The sequence below is a fragment of the Neorhizobium sp. NCHU2750 genome, from assembly GCF_003597675.1.
Lineage (GTDB): Bacteria > Pseudomonadota > Alphaproteobacteria > Rhizobiales > Rhizobiaceae > Neorhizobium.
On the sequence record NZ_CP030830.1, the window covers coordinates 38,204 to 56,575 of the forward strand.

Here is an 18,372-nt window from a genome sequence, read left to right on the forward strand (position 1 = left end):
TCAACGCAGAGCGCTTGGTTCTTCGGATGTTGGAAAGTTTGGCCTTTGATACGGCAAAATCACAAATCCTTCAGCCGTAGGAGTTCTCGCTCCACTTCGCGTTCAAACCGGCGTAACTGCCGCAAAATCAGGTCACCATTATCGAAAAGACTGGCACTACGGCGGGCGTAAGATGAAAAATTTCGGGCAGCGACTGATGTGAAACGCTTGCGCAGCTTCTTGGTGTAGACCTTGGACGCTTTACCCTGAGCGATCGCCTTGGTCGCAACCTCACGGGTCCGGCGTACACCTTTGCGCATCTTACGCCATTGCCTAGACAGGGAGCTTGGGCGGATTGCGGCGCCGTCGCCATGAAACGTAAATCCGAGGTATTGCGCGGCTCGCCTGGAAGCGAGCGCGGCGTTCGCTGGGTCGAACTCAGAGACTTCCGTCTTGTCTCGGCTGATTTGCAAAGCGTCTGCTTCGAGGAGAACTTCAATCTTAATCTCGACATCTCGAGCATGGGCGAGTTTGCACACGACGAGGATATCGTCCGAATATCGCCGATAAAGGGCTCCGATTGACCGGCAATAAGCACTCATCTCGACATCGAAATCTAGCATATAAAGATTGGAAAAAGCCGCGCTGATCGGGGTCCCTTGGGGTATGCCAAAGAAGTTCGGATTCTCGTGAATGGGAATGCCCGCTCGCTTAACCTCCGCGATGGTGGCAATCGGGTCTCGTGTCTTTTTCTGGAGGCTAAGCAGGAATTCGGGGCGTGTGCGAAGATCATCAAGATGGACGAAGCGAAACTTTGTCATAAATCGATAGATCTTGAACCAGTCGTCCGGCAAATTCTGATGGCCAAGAAGGTTACGAAGGCGGGTCTTTAGCCGGCGGTGATCAAGCGTGTCGAAGAACTTGGTGACGTCGTACGCAAGTATGGCAACTGGCGCGTTGGAAAGAGCGTACCGATAGACGTCTGACGCAAAATGATAGTTTCCTTTGCCAAGCGACCTATAAGCTATGACGCTCTCGCCGATAGTCTTCGCTGCATAGGTTTCTTCAAGTCGCTTATTCAACAGCCACGCATAGTACGAGAGGATACAGGCGTCGCGGTGGGACGCGTACATGATCGAGCGATCTTTGGCCTTTGTTTTGTGGTCCTTAGCTTTGTAGCGCTTTTCTGACTTTACATAGTGAATGAGCGGCGAAAACGAGTGTTGCTCCACGGATTTCGGCTGGGAAACAGCTTTGGCATAGGATAGCCCAACTTGCCGATCAAAATGCCGATATCCGCGAGGAGAAAACCAAGAAGAATCGTTCAAGCGTTGCGGCTCCGCAGAGTTCGGGAAGTTGACCCTGACCCTGGATCCCAGCTGCTATAGCCGGACACTTCCCGAACGCACGCCGCCATCTGCCTGTACCTCAATCGAATGGATCGAATGCGATTCCGACACGGGTCTGTTAACGCGAGGCGGTATTATATAACCATGGAGGTCCGAGCTATGCTCGATGTCTCGTTCATCATCACCTTCTTGCTGGCGCAGATCATCGATCTGGTCCTGCCTGGAAGCAACTTTCAACTTGACAGTCTCAACGGTCCGACCCGCTGGCCAATTCCAGGGGCATTCAAAACATAGGTGTGGTCATGCGATTCTGCAACTCCTTCGTCCCGGTCCCACCTTGCTCACAATGAGTGGTCTAGGGTTCGTGTCCGTTCAAGAGCGTAACGTCGAGCTCCATGCCGACCATCTCGGCAAATCCATCGGGCTAATAATATGAGTGAACAACTCTAGTATTGATATATCGACGATCTCGCGATAACGAAGCCGAATGCTGATGGGGCAAGATAGGTTCGAGCCACATCTTACTCGTTGGCGCCACATGACCGCTTGAACCGCCCAGAGAGGTTGCCGCGTGAGCGCGAGCTTCACCGACATATTTCTGAGCAACCGAAAGGCGCTGATCGGAACGGTTGTTAGGATCGTCGGAGATCATCAGGCCGCAGAGGATGTCGCGCAAGAGGCCTATGTGCGTGTCAGTCGGGCAGTCGAAGGCGGTACTGTCGAGCACATCGAGGCATTTCTCTTTCAAACCGCCCGAAATCTCGCCCTGAACCACAAGCGAAGTCGCCAGATCCGCGGCTCCGTGGAGCGAGACGATGTCTCTGAGACGGATGTCGAAACGATCGCTTCGCCAACTCCATCTCAGGAAGCCGAGATCATCCACCGTCAGCGCCTCCGTCTGTTGGAGGAGGCAGTGTCTCGGCTTCCCGAGCGGGCACAGAAGGTCTGGGTTTTGAGCAAGATCGAGAAATGGCCATACCCGAGGATCGCGGAGCATCTCGGCGTGTCGCCCAATACGGTTTTCAATGACTTGAAGATGGCTCATGCCCACTGCATGGACGCACTAGCTAAAATTGACCGAGGATGACGGCCTGATGCGGATAGGAAGAATTTTTGTGAGATTTCCTGGCGTTGACTGTCTCCTGTATAAGGCCACCGTCGTCGCCGAACCCGTGATGGGATGGAACTGAGTGGGACACGATCGATCAAACTCTGTTGGCGAACAAGCGTTCATCCATCCCGACCCGGTGATGGACGCTGCTCTCGACTGGTTCTTCAGGCTGCAGGGCGAGCCGGGTAATCGCGATCTGGCGGCACGTTTCGAGGCGTGGCGGGTCGCAGATCCGTCACATCAGAAGGCATTCGAAGCGGTTGGTGAAGCGTGGGAGCTTCCAGAGGCAGAGGAAGTCGCCCGGAATATTGCCGAGCAGATTTCTGGTGCCGAGGTTCCGGAACCTGCAAACGTCGTCCCGTTGCGGCGGCCTCGGCGCGCCATCCTGCCCTGGCTTGGCGCAGCGGCAGCAGCCATCCTTCTGGCAATCGGCGTTCAGCAGTATCCCGCCCTGAGAATCCAGTGGGAAGCGGATTACATCACGGACGCCGGCGTGCAGCGGGAAGTCGCCTTGCCTGATGGATCAAAGGTTATTCTGAACACTGATACCGCCATCGCCGTCGATTTCGAAGGGACCAAACGGTCCGTGCGGCTTCTGAAAGGCGAGGCCTATTTCGATGTCGTGCATAACCCTTCGCGTCCATTCGACGTCACAGCCGCGTTCTCTCAGGTCGAGGTCAAAGGGACCGCATTTTCGGTCCATCGAGATGACGACGAGGATGCTGTTGCACTCGAGCGCGGTCATGTCGAGGTGACCAGTCTGGGCGATCCAAGCGAGAAGGTCGACTTGGAGCCAGGGCAAGCTATCACGGCGTCAGCCTCCGACATTTCAACGGTGCGGTCTATCGATGGAGCGGTGGCGTTTGCGTGGCTGAAGGGTCAGGTCGTGTTTCAGGATCAATCATTCAAATCCGTCCTGCACGATCTTCAGCGATACTATGGTCACGCGGTGGTGCGAACCGGCTCGGCGTTTGATGATGTGAAGGTCAACGGGCGCTACCGTCTCGACGATCCCGAGCTTGCGATCCGGTCCTTGGCGACCACTGTTGGGGCGTCTGTAACCCGACTTCCGGGCGGCATCTTAATCCTTCGATAAAAATTCAACTTTTTTTGTGAGATCCGCCTTCGCCGCGTGTCCCTGTATCAGAGGCCGATTTCCGACGGGGAATTTCGGTCGCTTGAGTTTTGTCGAGAGGGATATGAAATGCCGGGGCATAGTTTCATGGGTGGTCAGCAATCCGCAGCGAAGACGGGGGGCAAGCGCCAAACGTCTCACCGAATTTTCCACATTCTGATTGCATCCACGGTGCTTGGGACCGCGATGGTTTCCGCATCCCATCAGGCCCATGCACAGCAGTCTGTCCAGACCTCTAGCTTCAACATCCCGGCACAATCTCTTTCGTCGGCCCTTTCTGCATTCATGCGTGCCAGCGACTGGGATGTATCCTTCACCTCCGAGGCGGTCGCGGGTAAGCGATCGGCAGCCGCTATCGGCCAGATGACTGCGGAACAAGCTCTTCGCACTCTTCTCTCGGGAACGGGGGTTTCCATCCGGATGGCTGGTGCCAAATCCGTGGCACTTATCGTTGCTCCGGCCGGAAGTGCCCAAGTCGGGCCAGGTGGAGCGACGGCACTTGAGCCCATCGTGCTCAAGGCTCAAGGGGCAACGACGGAGGGCACGAGCTCATATACGACCAGTCAGATGAGCAGCGCGACTGGCCTGCCTCTCTCGATCAAGGAGACACCGCAGTCCGTGTCCGTCGTCACCCGCCAGCAGATCGACGATCAGAACTCGACGTCGCTTACGGATGTCTTGCGCAATACGACCGGCGTTGCCGAGAGCGCCTACGATACCGAGCGCTCGTCATTCAACTATCGCGGTTTTTCCGTCGACAGCTATCAGTATGACGGTGTTCCGACGACGTTTTCATCACCCTATGCCGCCGGTGAGTCCGCGCTCGATTCCATCATTTATGATCGCATCGAGGTTGTTCGGGGCGCCACCGGCCTGATGAACGGTGCTGGAAACCCCTCCGCATCAGTCAATCTGGTTCGCAAGCGAGCGACTTCCAAGGAACTGACCGGCGAAGTCAGTGCCTCTGCGGGATCATGGGATAACTATCGTAGCACATTTGACGTCTCCTCCGCGCTCAACGACAGTGGAACGGTTCGTGGCCGTCTTGTCGGAGCCGGTGAATATGGAGAATCCTTCCTTGACCATTACAGCAAGAAGTCGGGCATTCTCTACGGGACGGTCGAAGCCGACCTGACCGAGGATACGACCCTGCGTGTCGGCGCCGACTATCAGAGAAATCGCCCGAAAGGCTCGACCTGGGGCGGCGCGCTGCCGACCGGGTGGTTCAAGACAGGTGAAGAAATCGATTGGCCAGAATCTTACAATGGCTCTCCGAAGTGGTCGAGCTGGTCCAGCGATACCCAGACCCAGTTCTTCACACTCGACCACGAGTTCGACAATGGCTGGAAGGGCCAGGTGGGCTATACGCATAGCAAGCAGACCTATGATGCCAAGATGGGCATGTCGATCGGTGGTCTGATCGATCCCACGACGTGGACCACATCGAGCACCAAGGTGTATTCCAACTGGTACGAGGGATATCGGGAGCAGAATTCCATTCATGCCAAGCTCGATGGCGAGTTCGATCTCTTCGGACGCACGCACGAGTTCATGGTTGGTGGCTCATCAACCTGGCAGGAAAACTACGGAACTGTCCGCTTGCCGCTGTCACGTGCCGACTACATGGGAAGCCTGCTGGATTGGACCGGCGACTATCCGGAGCCGGTATGGGGAGAGAAGGAGCCTGAGCTCGACAATCGGGTCCGCCAAGTCGGCCTTTACAGTGCGGCTCGTTTCTCGGTCACCGACGACCTGAAGCTCATTATGGGCGCGCGATATACGAACTACGATAACGAGGCGACGGATATTTTTAACGTCGTTTCGCCCTATGCCGGCATCGTCTACGATCTCACCAACAATTTCTCCGTCTATGCCAGCTACACCGATGTGTTCCAGCCACAGGAATATCTCGACCGGAACGGCAAATATCTCGATCCTATTCAGGGCACGAGCTATGAGACGGGTATCAAGGGGTCCTTCCTGGACGACCGCCTGACCGCATCGCTGTCATTCTTCTATACGAAACAGGACAATGTCGCAGAGGCCGATAACGACAATGTCGTGCCGGGTTCGCTTGAGCAGGCCTATTACGGTGTCGATGGCACGACCAGCAAAGGCTTCGAGTTCGAAGTCGGAGGCGAAATTCTACCCGGATGGAACGTCAAGACCGGCTACTCGCTCTTCAGCCTGAAGGGACCGGACGGTGACGAGCTCAGCACTCAGATCCCGCGCCAGACATTTAATCTCTTCACCACCTACCGGTTCCAAAGCGGTGCGCTCGAAAAACTGACCGTCGGCGGCGGGGTCCGCTGGCAAAGCGGGATAGACTACACCGTTTGGGGAGCCGACGAGAGCGGTGCATTTGTCCAACGCAAGGCAGAGCAGGATGGCTACGCCGTCGTCAACCTGATGGCCCGCTACGATTTCACGGAGCAAACCGCACTTCAGTTGAACGTGAACAACGTCTTTGACGAGAAGTACTATTCTCAGATCAACTTCTACAACACGCGAAACTACGGAGATCCGCGCAACTTCACCGTGAAGCTGACCCACAAGTTTTGACGCGGCACCTAGCCGGCCCTCGGGCCGGCTAGATCGCGAGGAGTTTGCATGCAGTCGGCAGAGATTGAAATCCAACGTGACGGCCCCGCCGGCATCAATCGTCGAGCAGTTTGCTTTGGGATCGCTGGTGTTCTCGTGAACGGCTTCGCTCCTGCGCTCGCTGGGGCATCCGCGGAAGGCTTCCCGCGGACGGTAAGGCATGCGCTTGGAACGACGGTAGTGACAGCTCGGCCGCGCCGGCTTGCTACACTTGGATGGAACTCAGAGGATATCGTCCTGGCATTAGGCTTGATCCCGGCTGCAATGGAGCGGCGTGGGCTTTTCGACAGCGGCATCTTTCCATGGAATGAGCCACTTCTGGGAGCGGAGATGCCGGTGCTGCTTCAATCGGAAATGCTTGATTTTGAGCAGATCGCCGTGCTTCAGCCGGACCTGATCATCGTTCTCGCCGCCTATTCCAACTTCAGTGCAATAGCCTATGAGAGATTGAGCCGGATCGCACCGACAGTGGTCCATCAGTCTATGGTGGGACGGGCGCCATGGCGTGTGCAGACCGCATTCGTTGGGAAGGTGCTCGGACGCACCGATGCGGCAGATGCCAGCGTTGCCGCGACCGAGCGTTTCCTTGCGGAGCTAAAGTCTCGATATCCATCGGCTTCGGGCAAAACATTTATGTTCGCGACCTATTCCGCCGGCGACGGCAATCTGGGCCTTTACCTCGCCACCGACCCCCGCATGCAAATTCTCCAGCAGCTGGGTCTCAAAATAGCACCAGCTGTCGAGCGGTTGACGGCCGCGAACCCTGGAAAATGGCGCACGTCGATCAGTCTGGAGCGGGTTGATGAGTTGGAGGCTGATATCTTCGTCTTCGGCTATGGCAGCGAAATCCAGCAGAGCGTCGAGGCCAGCAATCTTCTCCAGCAGGTCACTGCCATTCGAACCGGTAAGTGCGTCTACCTCGATGACCCTGAACTGGTCTGGGCTTCTTCGGCACTGAGCGTCTTGTCGATCCCCTATGCCTTTGGCTCATTTTTCCAACGAATTGCCGATATCTTTGAAAGTGAGCGCGGATGAGCGGACCTCGATATCTCCTCGGTGAGGTGATCAGCCACCACCATGTGACCCCGTCGATGATCCGAATCGTGATCGGTGGAGATGACGTACGGAGCTTTTCATCATCGCGGAAAGCCGACGAGTGGGTCAGACTGGTTTTCCCGCATGCAGAGACCGGTCAAGTGACGCTGCCGGTGTTCACCGGGTCAGGATGGGCGACACCCGAAGGACAGTTGTCGAGCGAGAGCCGTCCCTATTCCATCCGCGCCTGGGACACTTCCAACGGCACCGTCACCATCGACTTCGTTGCGCACGAGGGTGGCGTGGCCTCGACCTGGGCGATGAATGCGGTCACCGGGGTCAAGATTGGTATCGGCCCGGCGGGGGGCAAATATGATCCGCCGGAGGATCGCGACTGGACGTTGCTCCTGTGTGACGTGACAGGATTGCCGGCTGCGTCCCGTATCATTGAAGAGTGCCCAAAAGGCTGCCGTATACTGGCGAATATCGAAATTCCTGGTGAACGTGACCGACAGCGAATCCAGACCGAGGCTGATCTTTGCCTTTGCTGGCAAGAGAGTTTTGGAACGCCTGAAAAGTCCACCTGCCTCGTTGATATGGCCCGCGCCATCGAGCTACCTGAAGGTAATGGCTACATTTGGATTGCTGGTGAAGCGACTGCCGTCTCTGACTGCCGCAAGCACTTTCGAGATGCTGCCGGCATTGATAAGAGCAGGATCGTGTCCGTTGGCTACTGGATAGACGGTCAGGCCCGCTGATGGGTAGCGTGCAGCAACCGGCTGGCACAAGCGCGACATCACGCGCAGCTCGCCCGGAATTTTCCCAGACCCGGGTCCATTTACTGGCGGTTGGCTTTGTTTTGATTGTGCTTGCCTGTGCGCTCAGCTTCATGGTTGGCGCCAGACCGATTGCGTTGCGAACGGTCACAGAAACTCTTTTCGGGTATCATCAGACGTCGCTCGAGCAGACCATCATCCTCGATTACCGCTTGCCTCGCACGCTGCTTGGCCTGTTGTGCGGCGCGGCTTTGGGCGTCTCCGGCGCGCTGATCCAGGCGATGACGCGCAATCCGCTGGCCGATCCGGGCGTGCTGGGAGTGAATGCGGGTGCCGCCTTCTTCGTCACGGTGGCAGTCGGCATCTTCGGCGTCTCGATGATCTCTGGCTATATCTGGGCATCGCTCGCCGGTGCTATGGTCGTCACGGCGGTCGTCTACGGGATCGGTGCTGCGGGTAGGGATGGTGCCACGCCCGTCCGCCTCGTTCTGTCCGGCGTCGCCATTGCCGCCGTGCTATCCGGTTTCGGCTCTTCGATCACGCTTCTCAACCCGCAAGCCTTCGATGCACTGCGTATCTGGTCGATCGGCTCGATTGCCGGTCGAGGCATGGCCGTGGTGGAGACGGTCACCCCATTCATTCTGGTGGGACTGGTGGTGGCCTTTGCCGCAGCAAGGCCACTGAATGCCGTAGCGCTTGGCGACGATCTGGCATCCACGCTCGGCGCCAACATGCTGCGGGCGCGCATCCTCGTCATCATCGCGGTCACGCTTCTCTCCGGTGCTGCAACGGCCGCCGCGGGTCCGATCGCCTTTGTCGGGCTGATGGTGCCGCATGTGGTTCGTTGGCTGGTCGGGCCGGACCAGCGATGGATCATCGGGCTGACCATGCTGTTCTCGCCCATACTCCTACTCTCTGCCGATATCCTCGGTCGGCTTGTGCTTTATCCGGGCGAACTTGAAGCCGGCATTGTCACGGCCTTTGTCGGAGCTCCCGTTCTTATCCTGCTGGCTCGCCGCAGCAAGGCGACCGGCCTATGACGCAGGAAACCGCCAACCACGCCATTCACGGCTTCCACCGCAAAACCCTTCGTGTTCTCGGTGAGCGGGTCTCGATGCAGGCCGATCCATGGGTATGCGGCCTATGTGTCCTTCTGGCATTCGCAGCATTTGGTATCGGGGCGTTCTCGCTGACCAGCGGCACCTATCCGATTTCTTTCGCTGGCGCGCTCGAGGTTCTGGCTGAAGCTGTCACCGATCCATTCGAAGGCTTTCAAGGCTCCTTGGCTGGCCAGGATGCCGGCAATGGCAACGTGATCCGGATGGTCGTGGTCGAATGGCGCCTGCCAAGGGTTGCGCTCGCCTTTCTGCTCGGTGCCTGCCTTGGCATGAGCGGTGCAATCTTCCAGTCTTTGACACGCAATCCGCTGGGTTCCCCCGACATCATCGGCTTCTCGGCCGGATCCTATACCGGTGCGCTGATCGTCATCCTTCTCTTTTCCGGTGGGTATTACGAGACGGCGGCTGGAGCTCTGGTGGGCGGCATCGCAACCGCTTCGCTGGTCTACCTGCTGGCCTGGCGACGGGGTGTTCAGGGGTTTCGGTTGATCATAGTCGGAATTGGCGTTGCAGCCATGCTCGGGGCGTTCAATGCCTGGATGATCCGTGAGGCGGATCTGCAGGTGGCGATGTCGGCCGCGATATGGGGGGCAGGCTCACTCAACGGACTTGGGATCGAACAACTGATCCCGGTCATGATTGCGGTTGTGATCCTCGTGCCTGCGACACTGCTCTTCGGCCGGCCGCTGCATCAATTGGAGATGGGCGATGACGTGGCCCGTGCCTCGGGCGTCGATGTCAGCCGGGCGCGGCTGATCCTGATGACACTGGGCGTTGCACTGACGGCGATCGTCACGGCCGCGGCCGGGCCGATCTCCTTCATCGCGCTGGTCGCCCCTCAGATCGCCCGCCGGCTCGCAAGGTCAACAGGCCCCATGCTTGGCACGTCGGCCCTGATGGGAGGGTTTCTGCTCCTCATCGCCGATTGGACTGCCCAGCATGCATTTGGTGTCCAGCTGCCGGTCGGTGTGATGACCGTCAGCATCGGCGGGCTCTATTTTCTGTTTCTCCTCTTGCGCGAGGGTCGCAAATGACCGGTATAGGCTCCCTATCCATCGCGGACCGATTGCAGGCTGATGCGGTCACACTGCGATACGACCAGCGGACGATCTCCAAAAATCTGTCGGTGTCGATCCCCGATGGCGCTTTTACCGCTATCGTCGGACCGAATGCCTGTGGCAAGTCGACCTTGCTCAAGGCCCTGTCCCGCCTGATTCGACCGTCCGACGGACAGGTAATCCTCGATGGCCATGATATCCATCACATGGCGGCCAAGGACGTGGCCCGCCGTCTTGGGCTTTTACCGCAGAGTGCCATTGCACCCGATGGGATCACGGTTGCTGATCTCGTTGCGCGCGGTCGCTATCCCCATCAATCCTTTCTGCGGCAATGGTCGAGCGCCGATGAGGCGGCAGTCGCCAGGGCTATGGCGGCGACCGGTGTCACCGATCTCTCCGGCCGCTTCGTCGATGAACTTTCCGGCGGTCAGCGCCAGCGGGTCTGGGTGGCAATGGTACTAGCGCAGGAAACGCCGATCCTGCTTCTCGACGAGCCGACGACGTTTCTGGATATCGCCCATCAGATCGAGTTGCTCGATCTTCTAGCCGATCTCAATGACGAGGGTCGCACCATCGTCGCCGTCCTGCACGACCTCAATCACGCCTGCCGCTATGCCTCGCATCTCATCGCGATGAAGGATGGCGCGATCGTTGCCAGCGGCAAACCTGCAGAGATCGTCACTTCGGATCTGGTTGAAACCGTGTTCAACCTGCCCGCAATGGTCATACCCGACCCGGTCAGCGGTACGCCGATGATCGTGCCAAAAGGTCGCCGCCTGAAAGAGCCCCGCCATGACTGATCTGATCAAACGCTTTGCCATCTATTACCGCCCACATCGCGGCCTGTTCGCGCTCGATTTTGGCAGCGCGGTCCTGGCCGGCGTGCTGGAGCTTGCTTTTCCGGTGGCCGTGACCCTGTTCATCGACCGGCTTTTGCCAAGCAACCAGTTGGGATTGATCGCACTCGCCGTTGCCGGCCTGTTCATCATCTATCTGCTCAATGCCGGTCTTCAGGTGGTGGTCACCTATTGGGGGCACATGCTCGGCCTGAAGATCGAAACCGAGATGCGCCGCAAAGCGTTCGATCATCTGCAAAAGCTCTCCTTCGGCTTTTTCGACGAGCACAAGACCGGGCATCTGGTCGCGCGGCTGACCAAGGATCTCGAGGAGATCGGCGAGGTTGCCCATCACGGACCCGAAGATCTGTTCATTGCCGTGATGACGCTGATCGGTGCTTTCCTGCTGATGCTCTCGGTTCATGTGCCGCTCGCTATTCTGACGGGCCTGATCGTTCCACTGACGGCTGTGGTCACGGCAATCTACGGAAAGCGGATGACGGCGACCTGGCATGCGCTCTATGGAAGAGTGGGGGAGTTCAATGCGCGCATTGCAGAGAATATCGGTGGCATCCGCGTCGTTCAGGCCTTTGCCAACGAGGAGCACGAGCGGGTGCTGTTTGCCAGGAACAACAGCAATTATCTCAACACCAAGCTCGAGGCCTACCGGGTTATGGCGGCCTCCATGTCGCTCTCCTATCTGTCGATGCGCTTCGTCCAGATCGTGGTGATGCTGGCAGGCGCCTGGTATGTGACGTCAGGCGAGCTGACGGCCGGCGGATTTGTCGGCTTCCTGCTTCTGGTCGGCGTCTTTTTCCGCCCGATCGACAAGATCAACTCGATCATAGAGACCTATCCGAAAGGGATCGCCGGCTTCCAACGCTATACGGACTTCCTCGACCGGCAGCCAGATATCAGCGATCGAGGGGATGCGGTTGATATTCCGCGATTGAGCGGTCGCATCGCCTATCACGACGTCACGTTCAGCTATCGCGCCGGCCTGCCAATCCTCGAAGGCATAAACCTCTCGATCGAGCCCGGCGAAACTATCGCCTTCGTTGGTCCCTCTGGCGCCGGCAAGACGACGATCTGCGCTCTCTTGCCTCGCTTCTACGAGGTGACGATCGGTGCCATCAGCATCGACGGCGTGGACATCAGGGATATCACCCTCAACAGCCTTCGCTCCAATATAGGCATCGTTCAGCAGGACGTTTTTCTGTTTGCTGGAACGATCCGGGAGAATATCGCCTATGGCCGTCTCAACGCCGGCGAGAGCGAGATCATCGAGGCCGCGCGTCGTGCGCGGCTTGACGATGTGATCGCTGCCTTGCCCGATGGTCTCGACACTGTAGTCGGCGAGCGCGGCGTCAAACTGTCCGGCGGGCAAAAGCAGAGGCTGGCGATCGCCCGTATCTTCTTGAGGAACCCACCCATCCTGATCCTCGATGAGGCAACATCTGCGCTCGACAGCGAGACGGAGCGCGCCATCCAGCAGTCGCTCGCGGACCTCGCGCATGGGCGCACCACGCTTGTCATCGCCCACCGCCTGGCAACCATCACCAACGCGGATCGGATCGTCGTTGTCGAAGACGGGCGTATCGTGGAGGAAGGACGGCATGAGGATCTCCTGCACAAGGCCGGGGGGCGATATCGCGCACTGCATGTGGCACAGAGCAGGGTAAATGCACCGTGAGAATGCGGAAGACAGCAGCTTCGCTATTGAGGTGCTACGCCGAACACGCCGATCAAAATCGTGGAGGACAAACAGGTGAAGTTGAAACGGGAAACTGAAGTCGCGATTGCAATTCTAGTCGCCTGTGCACGATCGAATGACTGGCGGCTGAAGACCGCAGATGCAGCAAAAGCTGCCGAGACCACGTCCGATTTTGCCGCTCATGTTGCCTTGAAGCTGGTCAATGCCGGGCTGTTGACAGCCACCCGTGGGCGAAACGGAGGTCTGGAACTTACACGGTCGGCGAAAGAGATTTCCCTACATGACGTGATCTGTCGGATGGAAGACCAAAATCCCGTCGCATCGAATGCGGGAAATTCACGCGGAGAGCAGCTGAAGGCGAAAGCTCTCATAGAGGTCATGCGTGGTGTCGACGATGCCGTTCAAACCTATCTCAACCGCTTTTCCATCAACGATCTGGCGGAAGCCGAGCTCCCGCTTGAGGAGGGTAAAATCGGAGAAAATTCGGGGACCATGCGCGCTAAGCGAAAGGCGAGGCGCCCGTCAGGTTTGGAAAGCAGATTTGCGTAACGAGAGCATTCACCTAGCTAATAGACCCCAACCCGCCAAGGGTTCGACTCCCATCAAGACCTTGAGTATTTTGCCACGCTTCCGGTCTCTAGTCTGCCGCGCATTTACAGGTGAGCTAAACTTTCGTTCGATGTATGAGCGCTGCCATCTCCTCGGCCGGACCGGAAAGACAAGAGGGCCCTGGCTGTGACGAGACCAATGTTCGACAATTCCATCAGCATTGCCTATGACGCATAGACTTCCGCCAGTTTTATTCGCTCGAGATCTCCATGAACAAAAAATCCGCATCCCACTTTTCAAATGGCTTTCTCGGGCTCGATTACGGCGTAGCTCTCGGATTGGTCGGAACTCTCGTCTTTTTCGTGATAAGCGGGCTGGTGTCGTTCTATAATCTTCAGGCTTTGGATGATGGCAATCAACGTATCGTCCGAACTCACGTTGCAATTGTGGCGCTCGACGAGTTGCTGTCGCGGGTTCAGGATGCTGAGACAGGCCAACGCGGCTTTCTTTTAACCTTCAACGATAGCTATCTCGGGCCATATAACGCCGCGCTGCAGGCGATCCCCGCCAAGTTCGACGACATAGACCGACTAACGGCTGACAATTCTGGGCAGGGGCAGCGGCTCGCGACATTAAAACGGCGCGTCGCTGCCAAGCTCGATGAGTTGCAGCAAACGATTGACCTGAGACGCAGCCAGGGGCTGGATGCCGCAATGGCAGTCGTGAATACCGACCGTGGCAAGGAAGAGATGGACGCGATCCGGGCGCAGATTGCAGCTATGGCGCAACGGGAGGGCGAGGCCCGTGTCCAGCGGATTGCCGAAATGAAGAGCGCCCAGCAGACCGCACTCGCAAGCACGATGTTATCTGGCCTGCTTGGTGTTATGCTAACCCTTGCTATCGGCTTCCTGATCCGGCGCGCGACTATTGCTCGCCGGCGCGAAGAGTGGCTGCAATCCGGCCAGGTCGAGCTCGCTGCCGCTATGATGGGCGACCAGCCGATCGAGCAATTGGGCAACAGCATCTTGGAGTTCCTGGTGCGATATGTCGGCGGTGTCGCGGGGGCAGCATTCGTCGGGACCAGCGACGTGTTTCAGCGTGTGGCGGCTTACGGTGTGCCTGACGCGACGGCTCTACCCGCCCGCTTCCGTCAGCGCGAGGGACTTTTGGGTCAGGCAGCGGCGGAAGGTCGGCCGATGGTGTTCGGTGAGGTGCCTGACGGCTATCTTTCTTTCGGCTCCGCGCTCGGCCAACACAAACCCGGTCACATCGCGATCTTTCCCGGCGTCCTCGATGGCGACGTCAATTCGGTGATTGAAATCGGCTTTCTGCGCGCCATCGACCCGCTTGTCGAGACCTTCCTCGCGCGGGCGTCCGAAGCAGTTGCGATTGCCGTGCGTTCTGCCACTTATCGAAGCGAATTGCAGAACCTACTAGAAGAAACCCAGCGCCAGTCCGAAGAGCTTCAGACGCAGAGCGAAGAACTGCGGGTGTCCAACGAAGAGCTCGAAGAGCAGGGGCGTGCGCTGAAAGAATCTCAGACACGCCTGGAACAACAACAGGCAGAGCTCGAGCAGACAAACTCGCAGCTCGAACAGCAGACGCAGGAACTGGAAGCGCAGCGCGATAATCTCGAACGCGTAAACGCCTCGGTCGAGCTCAAAGCTAGAGAACTGGAGCAGGCGAGCCAGTACAAATCCGATTTCCTCGCCAACATGTCGCATGAACTGAGAACGCCGCTCAATTCATCGCTGATCCTGGCCAAGCTGCTGGCCGACAATCCTGATGAGAACCTGACGGCCGACCAAGTCAAGTATGCCCAGACGATCCAGTCCTCCGGCAATGACCTCCTCAACCTGATCAACGACATCCTCGACCTCTCCAAGATCGAGGCAGGCCATGTCGAAATCAGGCCGGAGGCCGTAGTCGTGGAACGCGTTGCCAATAACCTTCGCCAGATGTTCCAACCGCTGGTGACTGATAAAAATCTCGATTTCGCCGTTGAACTCGCTGCGGATATTCCGGTCGCGATCGAGACGGATCCGCTCCGATTGGAACAGGTGCTGAAAAACCTGCTTTCGAACGCCATCAAGTTTACTGGTTCGGGACGTGTGACATTGTCGATTAGGCCCGCGGGCGCGGGACGCATCTCCTTTGCCGTGACAGACACGGGCATCGGGATTGCAGCCGATCAGCAACAACGGATTTTCGAGGCATTCCACCAAGCCGACGGCACAATCAGCAGACGATATGGCGGGACAGGCTTGGGTCTATCCATTTCACGCCAGCTTGTGCGGCTACTCGGCGGCTCCATCGATCTTACCAGCCGGCCAGGAGAAGGCAGCACGTTCACGGTCACTGTGCCAGAGGCCTATGACCCGTCTTTTGTCGTGCCGAGGGATGCGACACCTCGTGTGGCCGCGGTGACAGTTGGAACGCAGCCTCCGGTCGGACCAGAACGTCACCAACCTGCTCGACCGGCGCTTACCGTCGAAGACGATCGCGCCACTTTGAGCAGCACCAAGAGAGTTCTTCTCGTCATCGAAGACGACGCGTCCTTCGCGGCGATCGTCAGAGACCTCTCACGAGAAATGGGCTTCCAGTCTCTGGTCGCCGGCACAGCTGAAGAAGCACTGCGGCTTGCAAAGGAATATAAGCCTAGCGCCGTCATCCTGGACGTCGGTCTTCCCGACCAGTCGGGCCTTGCGGTCCTTGATCGCCTGAAGCACGATGTCGAGACCCGACACATTCCGATCCACATGATCTCGGCTGAAGATCATACGGAGACCGCCTTCTCGCTGGGCGCTGTCGGCTATGTTGTCAAGCCCGTCATGCGAGAGCAACTGGTGGAAGTGCTCGAAAAGCTAGAAGACAAGCTGTCCCAGAATGTGCGTCGCATTCTCATCGTCGAGGACGATCCTGTACAAAGCGATGCCGTCGCGAGACTTCTGGGTTCGCGTGGCGTGGAGACGGTGACGGCGGGAACGGCGGCCGAGTGCCTGGAGCTGCTCAAGGACCAGACATTCGATTGCATGGTGCTCGATCTCGCGCTGCCCGACGCTTCAGGGTATTCGCTGCTTGAAACTCTGAGCCAGGAAAGCGCCTACGCTTTTCCTCCGGTGATCGTTTACACGGGCCGTGAGCTTTCCCAAGACGACGAGCAGCGACTGAGGCGCTATTCAAAGTCCATCATCATCAAAGGCGCCAAGTCGCCAGAGCGCCTGCTAGATGAGGTGAGCCTCTTTTTGCACCAGGTTATCGCAGAGCTACCGGACGAGCAGCAGAAGATGATCCGCAAGGCGCGTAACCGCGATTCCATTCTCGAGGGCCGCCGTATTCTCGTCGTGGAAGATGATGTCCGCAACGTGTATGCTTTGACCAACATCCTCGAGCCTCGAGGCGCGATCGTCACGATTGCCCGCAACGGTCAAGAAGCAATCACTGCTTTGGAGAAGGCCTCCCAGCCTGATGCTCCCATGGTCGATCTCGTGTTGATGGACGTAATGATGCCGGTCATGGACGGTCTGACCGCAACGCGAGAGATCCGCAATAACCCGGCGTGGAAGAAGTTGCCGATCCTGACGCTGACGGCGAAGGCGATGCCCGACGACCAGCAACGCTGCATTGAGGCGGGAGCCAACGACTACATGGCCAAGCCGCTCGACGTAGAGAAGCTGTTGTCCCTAGTGCGGGTGTGGATGCCGAAATGACTAGAGCGGAACCATCCGAGAAAGTCGAGGATATCGAGATCAGGCTGCTGTTGGAGGCGCTATTTCTCACCTATCACTACGACTTCCGCAACTATGCGATGGCCTCGATCAAGCGCCGGTTGCGGCAGGCACAGCAGGGGCTTGGCTTTTCAACCATTTCGGCGATGCAGGAAAGTGTCCTGCACGATGCGTCCATGCTGCCGCGACTTCTGGGGTACCTGACTGTTCAGGTCAGCGAGATGTTCCGGGATCCGAGCTATTTCAGGACACTGCGTGAAAGCGTTATTCCCCATCTGCGAACCTACCCCTCCTTGAAGGTTTGGATCGCGGGATGCAGCGGCGGCGAAGAGCTCTATTCCATGGTCATTCTTTTCCGGGAGGAAGGTCTGGAGGAGCGCACGCTCTTTTATGCGACGGACATCAATGCCGAGGCGCTGGCCACGGCGGAAGCTGGTATTTATGCTTTGGACCGTGTCCAACTCTTTACCGAGAACCATCGAAAGTCCGGCGGGAAATCATCTCTGTCTGAATATTATCAGGCGGCCTATGGCCGGGCCTCTTTCGATAAGAGCCTGCGGCGCAACGTCGTGTTCTCGGACCATAGCCTGGTGACGGACGCAGTCTTTGCTGAGATGCACCTGATCTCCTGCCGCAATGTGCTTATTTATTTCGATCGAGACTTGCAGGACCGTGCGATTGGGCTTTTTGACGCCTCGATGGTCAGGAAGGGTTTTCTCGGACTTGGGTCTAAGGAAAGCCTGCGGTTCTCACGGCATGCAGGCTCCTTCGAGGAGTTCTCGCGTGAGGAGAAGATCTTCCAGAAGAAGGGCCAAGGATGAGCAGCTTTCAAGCGGTCGTCATCGGGGCATCGGCTGGCGCGCTTGAGGCGCTTTCTGCCATCCTTCCGTATTTGCCGGCAAGCTTCCCGGTACCTATTCTGATCGTCGTGCATATTCCTCCGGATCGACCAAGCGCACTCGCCGATCTGTTCGCCGCCAAGTGCCGGATGGCGGTGAAGGAAGCCGAAGATAAGGAGCCTTTGCTCGCCGGCACTATCTACTTTGCACCGCCCGACTATCACCTGCTCGTTGAAGTTGATAAGACAGTCGCGCTTTCGAGCGATGAACAGGTATTTTTCTCCCGTCCATCCATCGACGTTCTGTTTGAAACCGCCGCAGATGCCTACCAGGAGAGGCTCATCGGGATTGTCCTTTCCGGCGCCAACAGCGATGGAGCAAATGGCCTGAAGACTATCATGGCAGCAGGTGGCGTCGGATTGGTGCAGAATCCAGACACGGCCTTCGCGGCAGCTATGCCAGAAGCCGCAGAAAAGATGAACCCTGACGCCGACGCCATGACACTTGCGGAAATCGCAGAATGTTTGAAAAAGGTTTGAGAATT

The 18,372-nt window shown here is 57.8% G+C and carries 15 protein-coding genes; 14 read left to right on the forward strand and 1 reads right to left on the reverse strand.

Annotated features, from left to right (window positions below):
* Nucleotides 1–59: 59 nt before the first annotated feature.
* Nucleotides 60–1,307 carry an antiviral reverse transcriptase Drt2 gene (drt2, locus tag NCHU2750_RS26330; protein WP_162939810.1) on the reverse strand — a complete coding sequence of 416 codons (1,248 nt, stop codon included), beginning with the start codon at nt 1,305–1,307 and terminating at the stop codon, nt 60–62.
* A gap of 180 nt (nt 1,308–1,487) precedes the next feature.
* Between drt2 and NCHU2750_RS31195 the strand changes: the two genes are divergently transcribed.
* The 14 genes from NCHU2750_RS31195 to NCHU2750_RS26395 all read left to right on the forward strand — a co-directional run bounded on the left by NCHU2750_RS31195 (nt 1,488) and on the right by NCHU2750_RS26395 (nt 18,367).
* Nucleotides 1,488–1,622, forward strand: a complete 135-nt coding sequence (locus NCHU2750_RS31195) for a hypothetical protein (protein WP_256377718.1) — start codon at nt 1,488–1,490, stop codon at nt 1,620–1,622.
* Between the two features lie 277 nt (nt 1,623–1,899).
* On the forward strand, nt 1,900–2,415 hold the full coding sequence (locus tag NCHU2750_RS26335; protein ID WP_119944780.1) for an RNA polymerase sigma factor: 516 nt from the start codon (nt 1,900–1,902) through the stop codon (nt 2,413–2,415).
* Nucleotides 2,416–2,518: 103 nt separating this feature from the next.
* A complete protein-coding gene (locus NCHU2750_RS26340; protein WP_245480539.1) occupies nt 2,519–3,535 on the forward strand; it encodes a FecR family protein in 1,017 nt (338 codons plus the stop codon).
* A 225-nt stretch (nt 3,536–3,760) separates the two neighbouring features.
* On the forward strand, nt 3,761–6,136 hold the full coding sequence (locus tag NCHU2750_RS26345) for a TonB-dependent siderophore receptor (RefSeq protein ID WP_245480540.1): 2,376 nt from the start codon (nt 3,761–3,763) through the stop codon (nt 6,134–6,136).
* Nucleotides 6,137–6,184: 48 nt separating this feature from the next.
* Entirely contained in the window at nt 6,185–7,210 is a 1,026-nt protein-coding gene (locus tag NCHU2750_RS26350; RefSeq protein ID WP_119944782.1) for an iron-siderophore ABC transporter substrate-binding protein, read from the forward strand.
* Entirely contained in the window at nt 7,207–7,968 is a 762-nt protein-coding gene (locus tag NCHU2750_RS26355; protein WP_119944783.1) for a siderophore-interacting protein, read from the forward strand. Before NCHU2750_RS26350 ends, NCHU2750_RS26355 begins: the two co-directional genes overlap by 4 nt.
* Nucleotides 7,968–9,026 carry an iron chelate uptake ABC transporter family permease subunit gene (locus tag NCHU2750_RS26360; protein WP_119944784.1) on the forward strand — a complete coding sequence of 353 codons (1,059 nt, stop codon included), beginning with the start codon at nt 7,968–7,970 and terminating at the stop codon, nt 9,024–9,026. Before NCHU2750_RS26355 ends, NCHU2750_RS26360 begins: the two co-directional genes overlap by 1 nt.
* Entirely contained in the window at nt 9,023–10,138 is a 1,116-nt protein-coding gene (locus NCHU2750_RS26365) for a FecCD family ABC transporter permease (protein WP_245480541.1), read from the forward strand. Before NCHU2750_RS26360 ends, NCHU2750_RS26365 begins: the two co-directional genes overlap by 4 nt.
* Nucleotides 10,139–10,158: 20 nt before the next feature.
* Nucleotides 10,159–10,962 (forward strand): ABC transporter ATP-binding protein, encoded by an 804-nt coding sequence (locus tag NCHU2750_RS26370; RefSeq protein WP_119945065.1) that lies wholly within the window; start codon nt 10,159–10,161, stop codon nt 10,960–10,962.
* Nucleotides 10,955–12,691: an ABC transporter ATP-binding protein gene (locus NCHU2750_RS26375; protein WP_119944785.1), complete on the forward strand. Its 1,737-nt coding sequence runs from the start codon at nt 10,955–10,957 to the stop codon at nt 12,689–12,691. Before NCHU2750_RS26370 ends, NCHU2750_RS26375 begins: the two co-directional genes overlap by 8 nt.
* Nucleotides 12,692–12,766: 75 nt before the next feature.
* Nucleotides 12,767–13,261, forward strand: a complete 495-nt coding sequence (locus tag NCHU2750_RS26380) for an RrF2 family transcriptional regulator (protein ID WP_162939811.1) — start codon at nt 12,767–12,769, stop codon at nt 13,259–13,261.
* Nucleotides 13,262–13,530: 269 nt separating this feature from the next.
* A complete protein-coding gene (locus NCHU2750_RS26385) occupies nt 13,531–16,971 on the forward strand; it encodes a response regulator (RefSeq protein ID WP_119944787.1) in 3,441 nt (1,146 codons plus the stop codon).
* Nucleotides 16,968–17,810 (forward strand): CheR family methyltransferase, encoded by an 843-nt coding sequence (locus tag NCHU2750_RS26390; RefSeq protein ID WP_119944788.1) that lies wholly within the window; start codon nt 16,968–16,970, stop codon nt 17,808–17,810. The genes NCHU2750_RS26385 and NCHU2750_RS26390 overlap by 4 nt, the downstream gene beginning before the upstream one ends.
* Nucleotides 17,807–18,367 carry a chemotaxis protein CheB gene (locus tag NCHU2750_RS26395; protein ID WP_119944789.1) on the forward strand — a complete coding sequence of 187 codons (561 nt, stop codon included), beginning with the start codon at nt 17,807–17,809 and terminating at the stop codon, nt 18,365–18,367. The genes NCHU2750_RS26390 and NCHU2750_RS26395 overlap by 4 nt, the downstream gene beginning before the upstream one ends.
* Nucleotides 18,368–18,372: the final 5 nt, after the last annotated feature.

Excerpts from the sequence above, each read along its gene's own strand:
- NCHU2750_RS26375 (WP_119944785.1), top strand. The coding sequence starts at position 10,955 with ATGACTGATCTGATCAAACGCTTTGCCATCTATTACCGCCCACATCGC.
- NCHU2750_RS26360 (WP_119944784.1), top strand. The coding sequence starts at position 7,968 with ATGGGTAGCGTGCAGCAACCGGCTGGCACAAGCGCGACATCACGCGCA.
- NCHU2750_RS26390 (WP_119944788.1), top strand. The coding sequence starts at position 16,968 with ATGACTAGAGCGGAACCATCCGAGAAAGTCGAGGATATCGAGATCAGG.
- NCHU2750_RS26345 (WP_245480540.1), top strand. The coding sequence starts at position 3,761 with ATGGTTTCCGCATCCCATCAGGCCCATGCACAGCAGTCTGTCCAGACC.
- NCHU2750_RS26385 (WP_119944787.1), top strand. The coding sequence starts at position 13,531 with ATGAACAAAAAATCCGCATCCCACTTTTCAAATGGCTTTCTCGGGCTC.
- NCHU2750_RS26355 (WP_119944783.1), top strand. The coding sequence starts at position 7,207 with ATGAGCGGACCTCGATATCTCCTCGGTGAGGTGATCAGCCACCACCAT.
- NCHU2750_RS26350 (WP_119944782.1), top strand. The coding sequence starts at position 6,185 with ATGCAGTCGGCAGAGATTGAAATCCAACGTGACGGCCCCGCCGGCATC.
- NCHU2750_RS26395 (WP_119944789.1), top strand. The coding sequence starts at position 17,807 with ATGAGCAGCTTTCAAGCGGTCGTCATCGGGGCATCGGCTGGCGCGCTT.
- NCHU2750_RS31195 (WP_256377718.1), top strand. The coding sequence starts at position 1,488 with ATGCTCGATGTCTCGTTCATCATCACCTTCTTGCTGGCGCAGATCATC.
- NCHU2750_RS26365 (WP_245480541.1), top strand. The coding sequence starts at position 9,023 with ATGACGCAGGAAACCGCCAACCACGCCATTCACGGCTTCCACCGCAAA.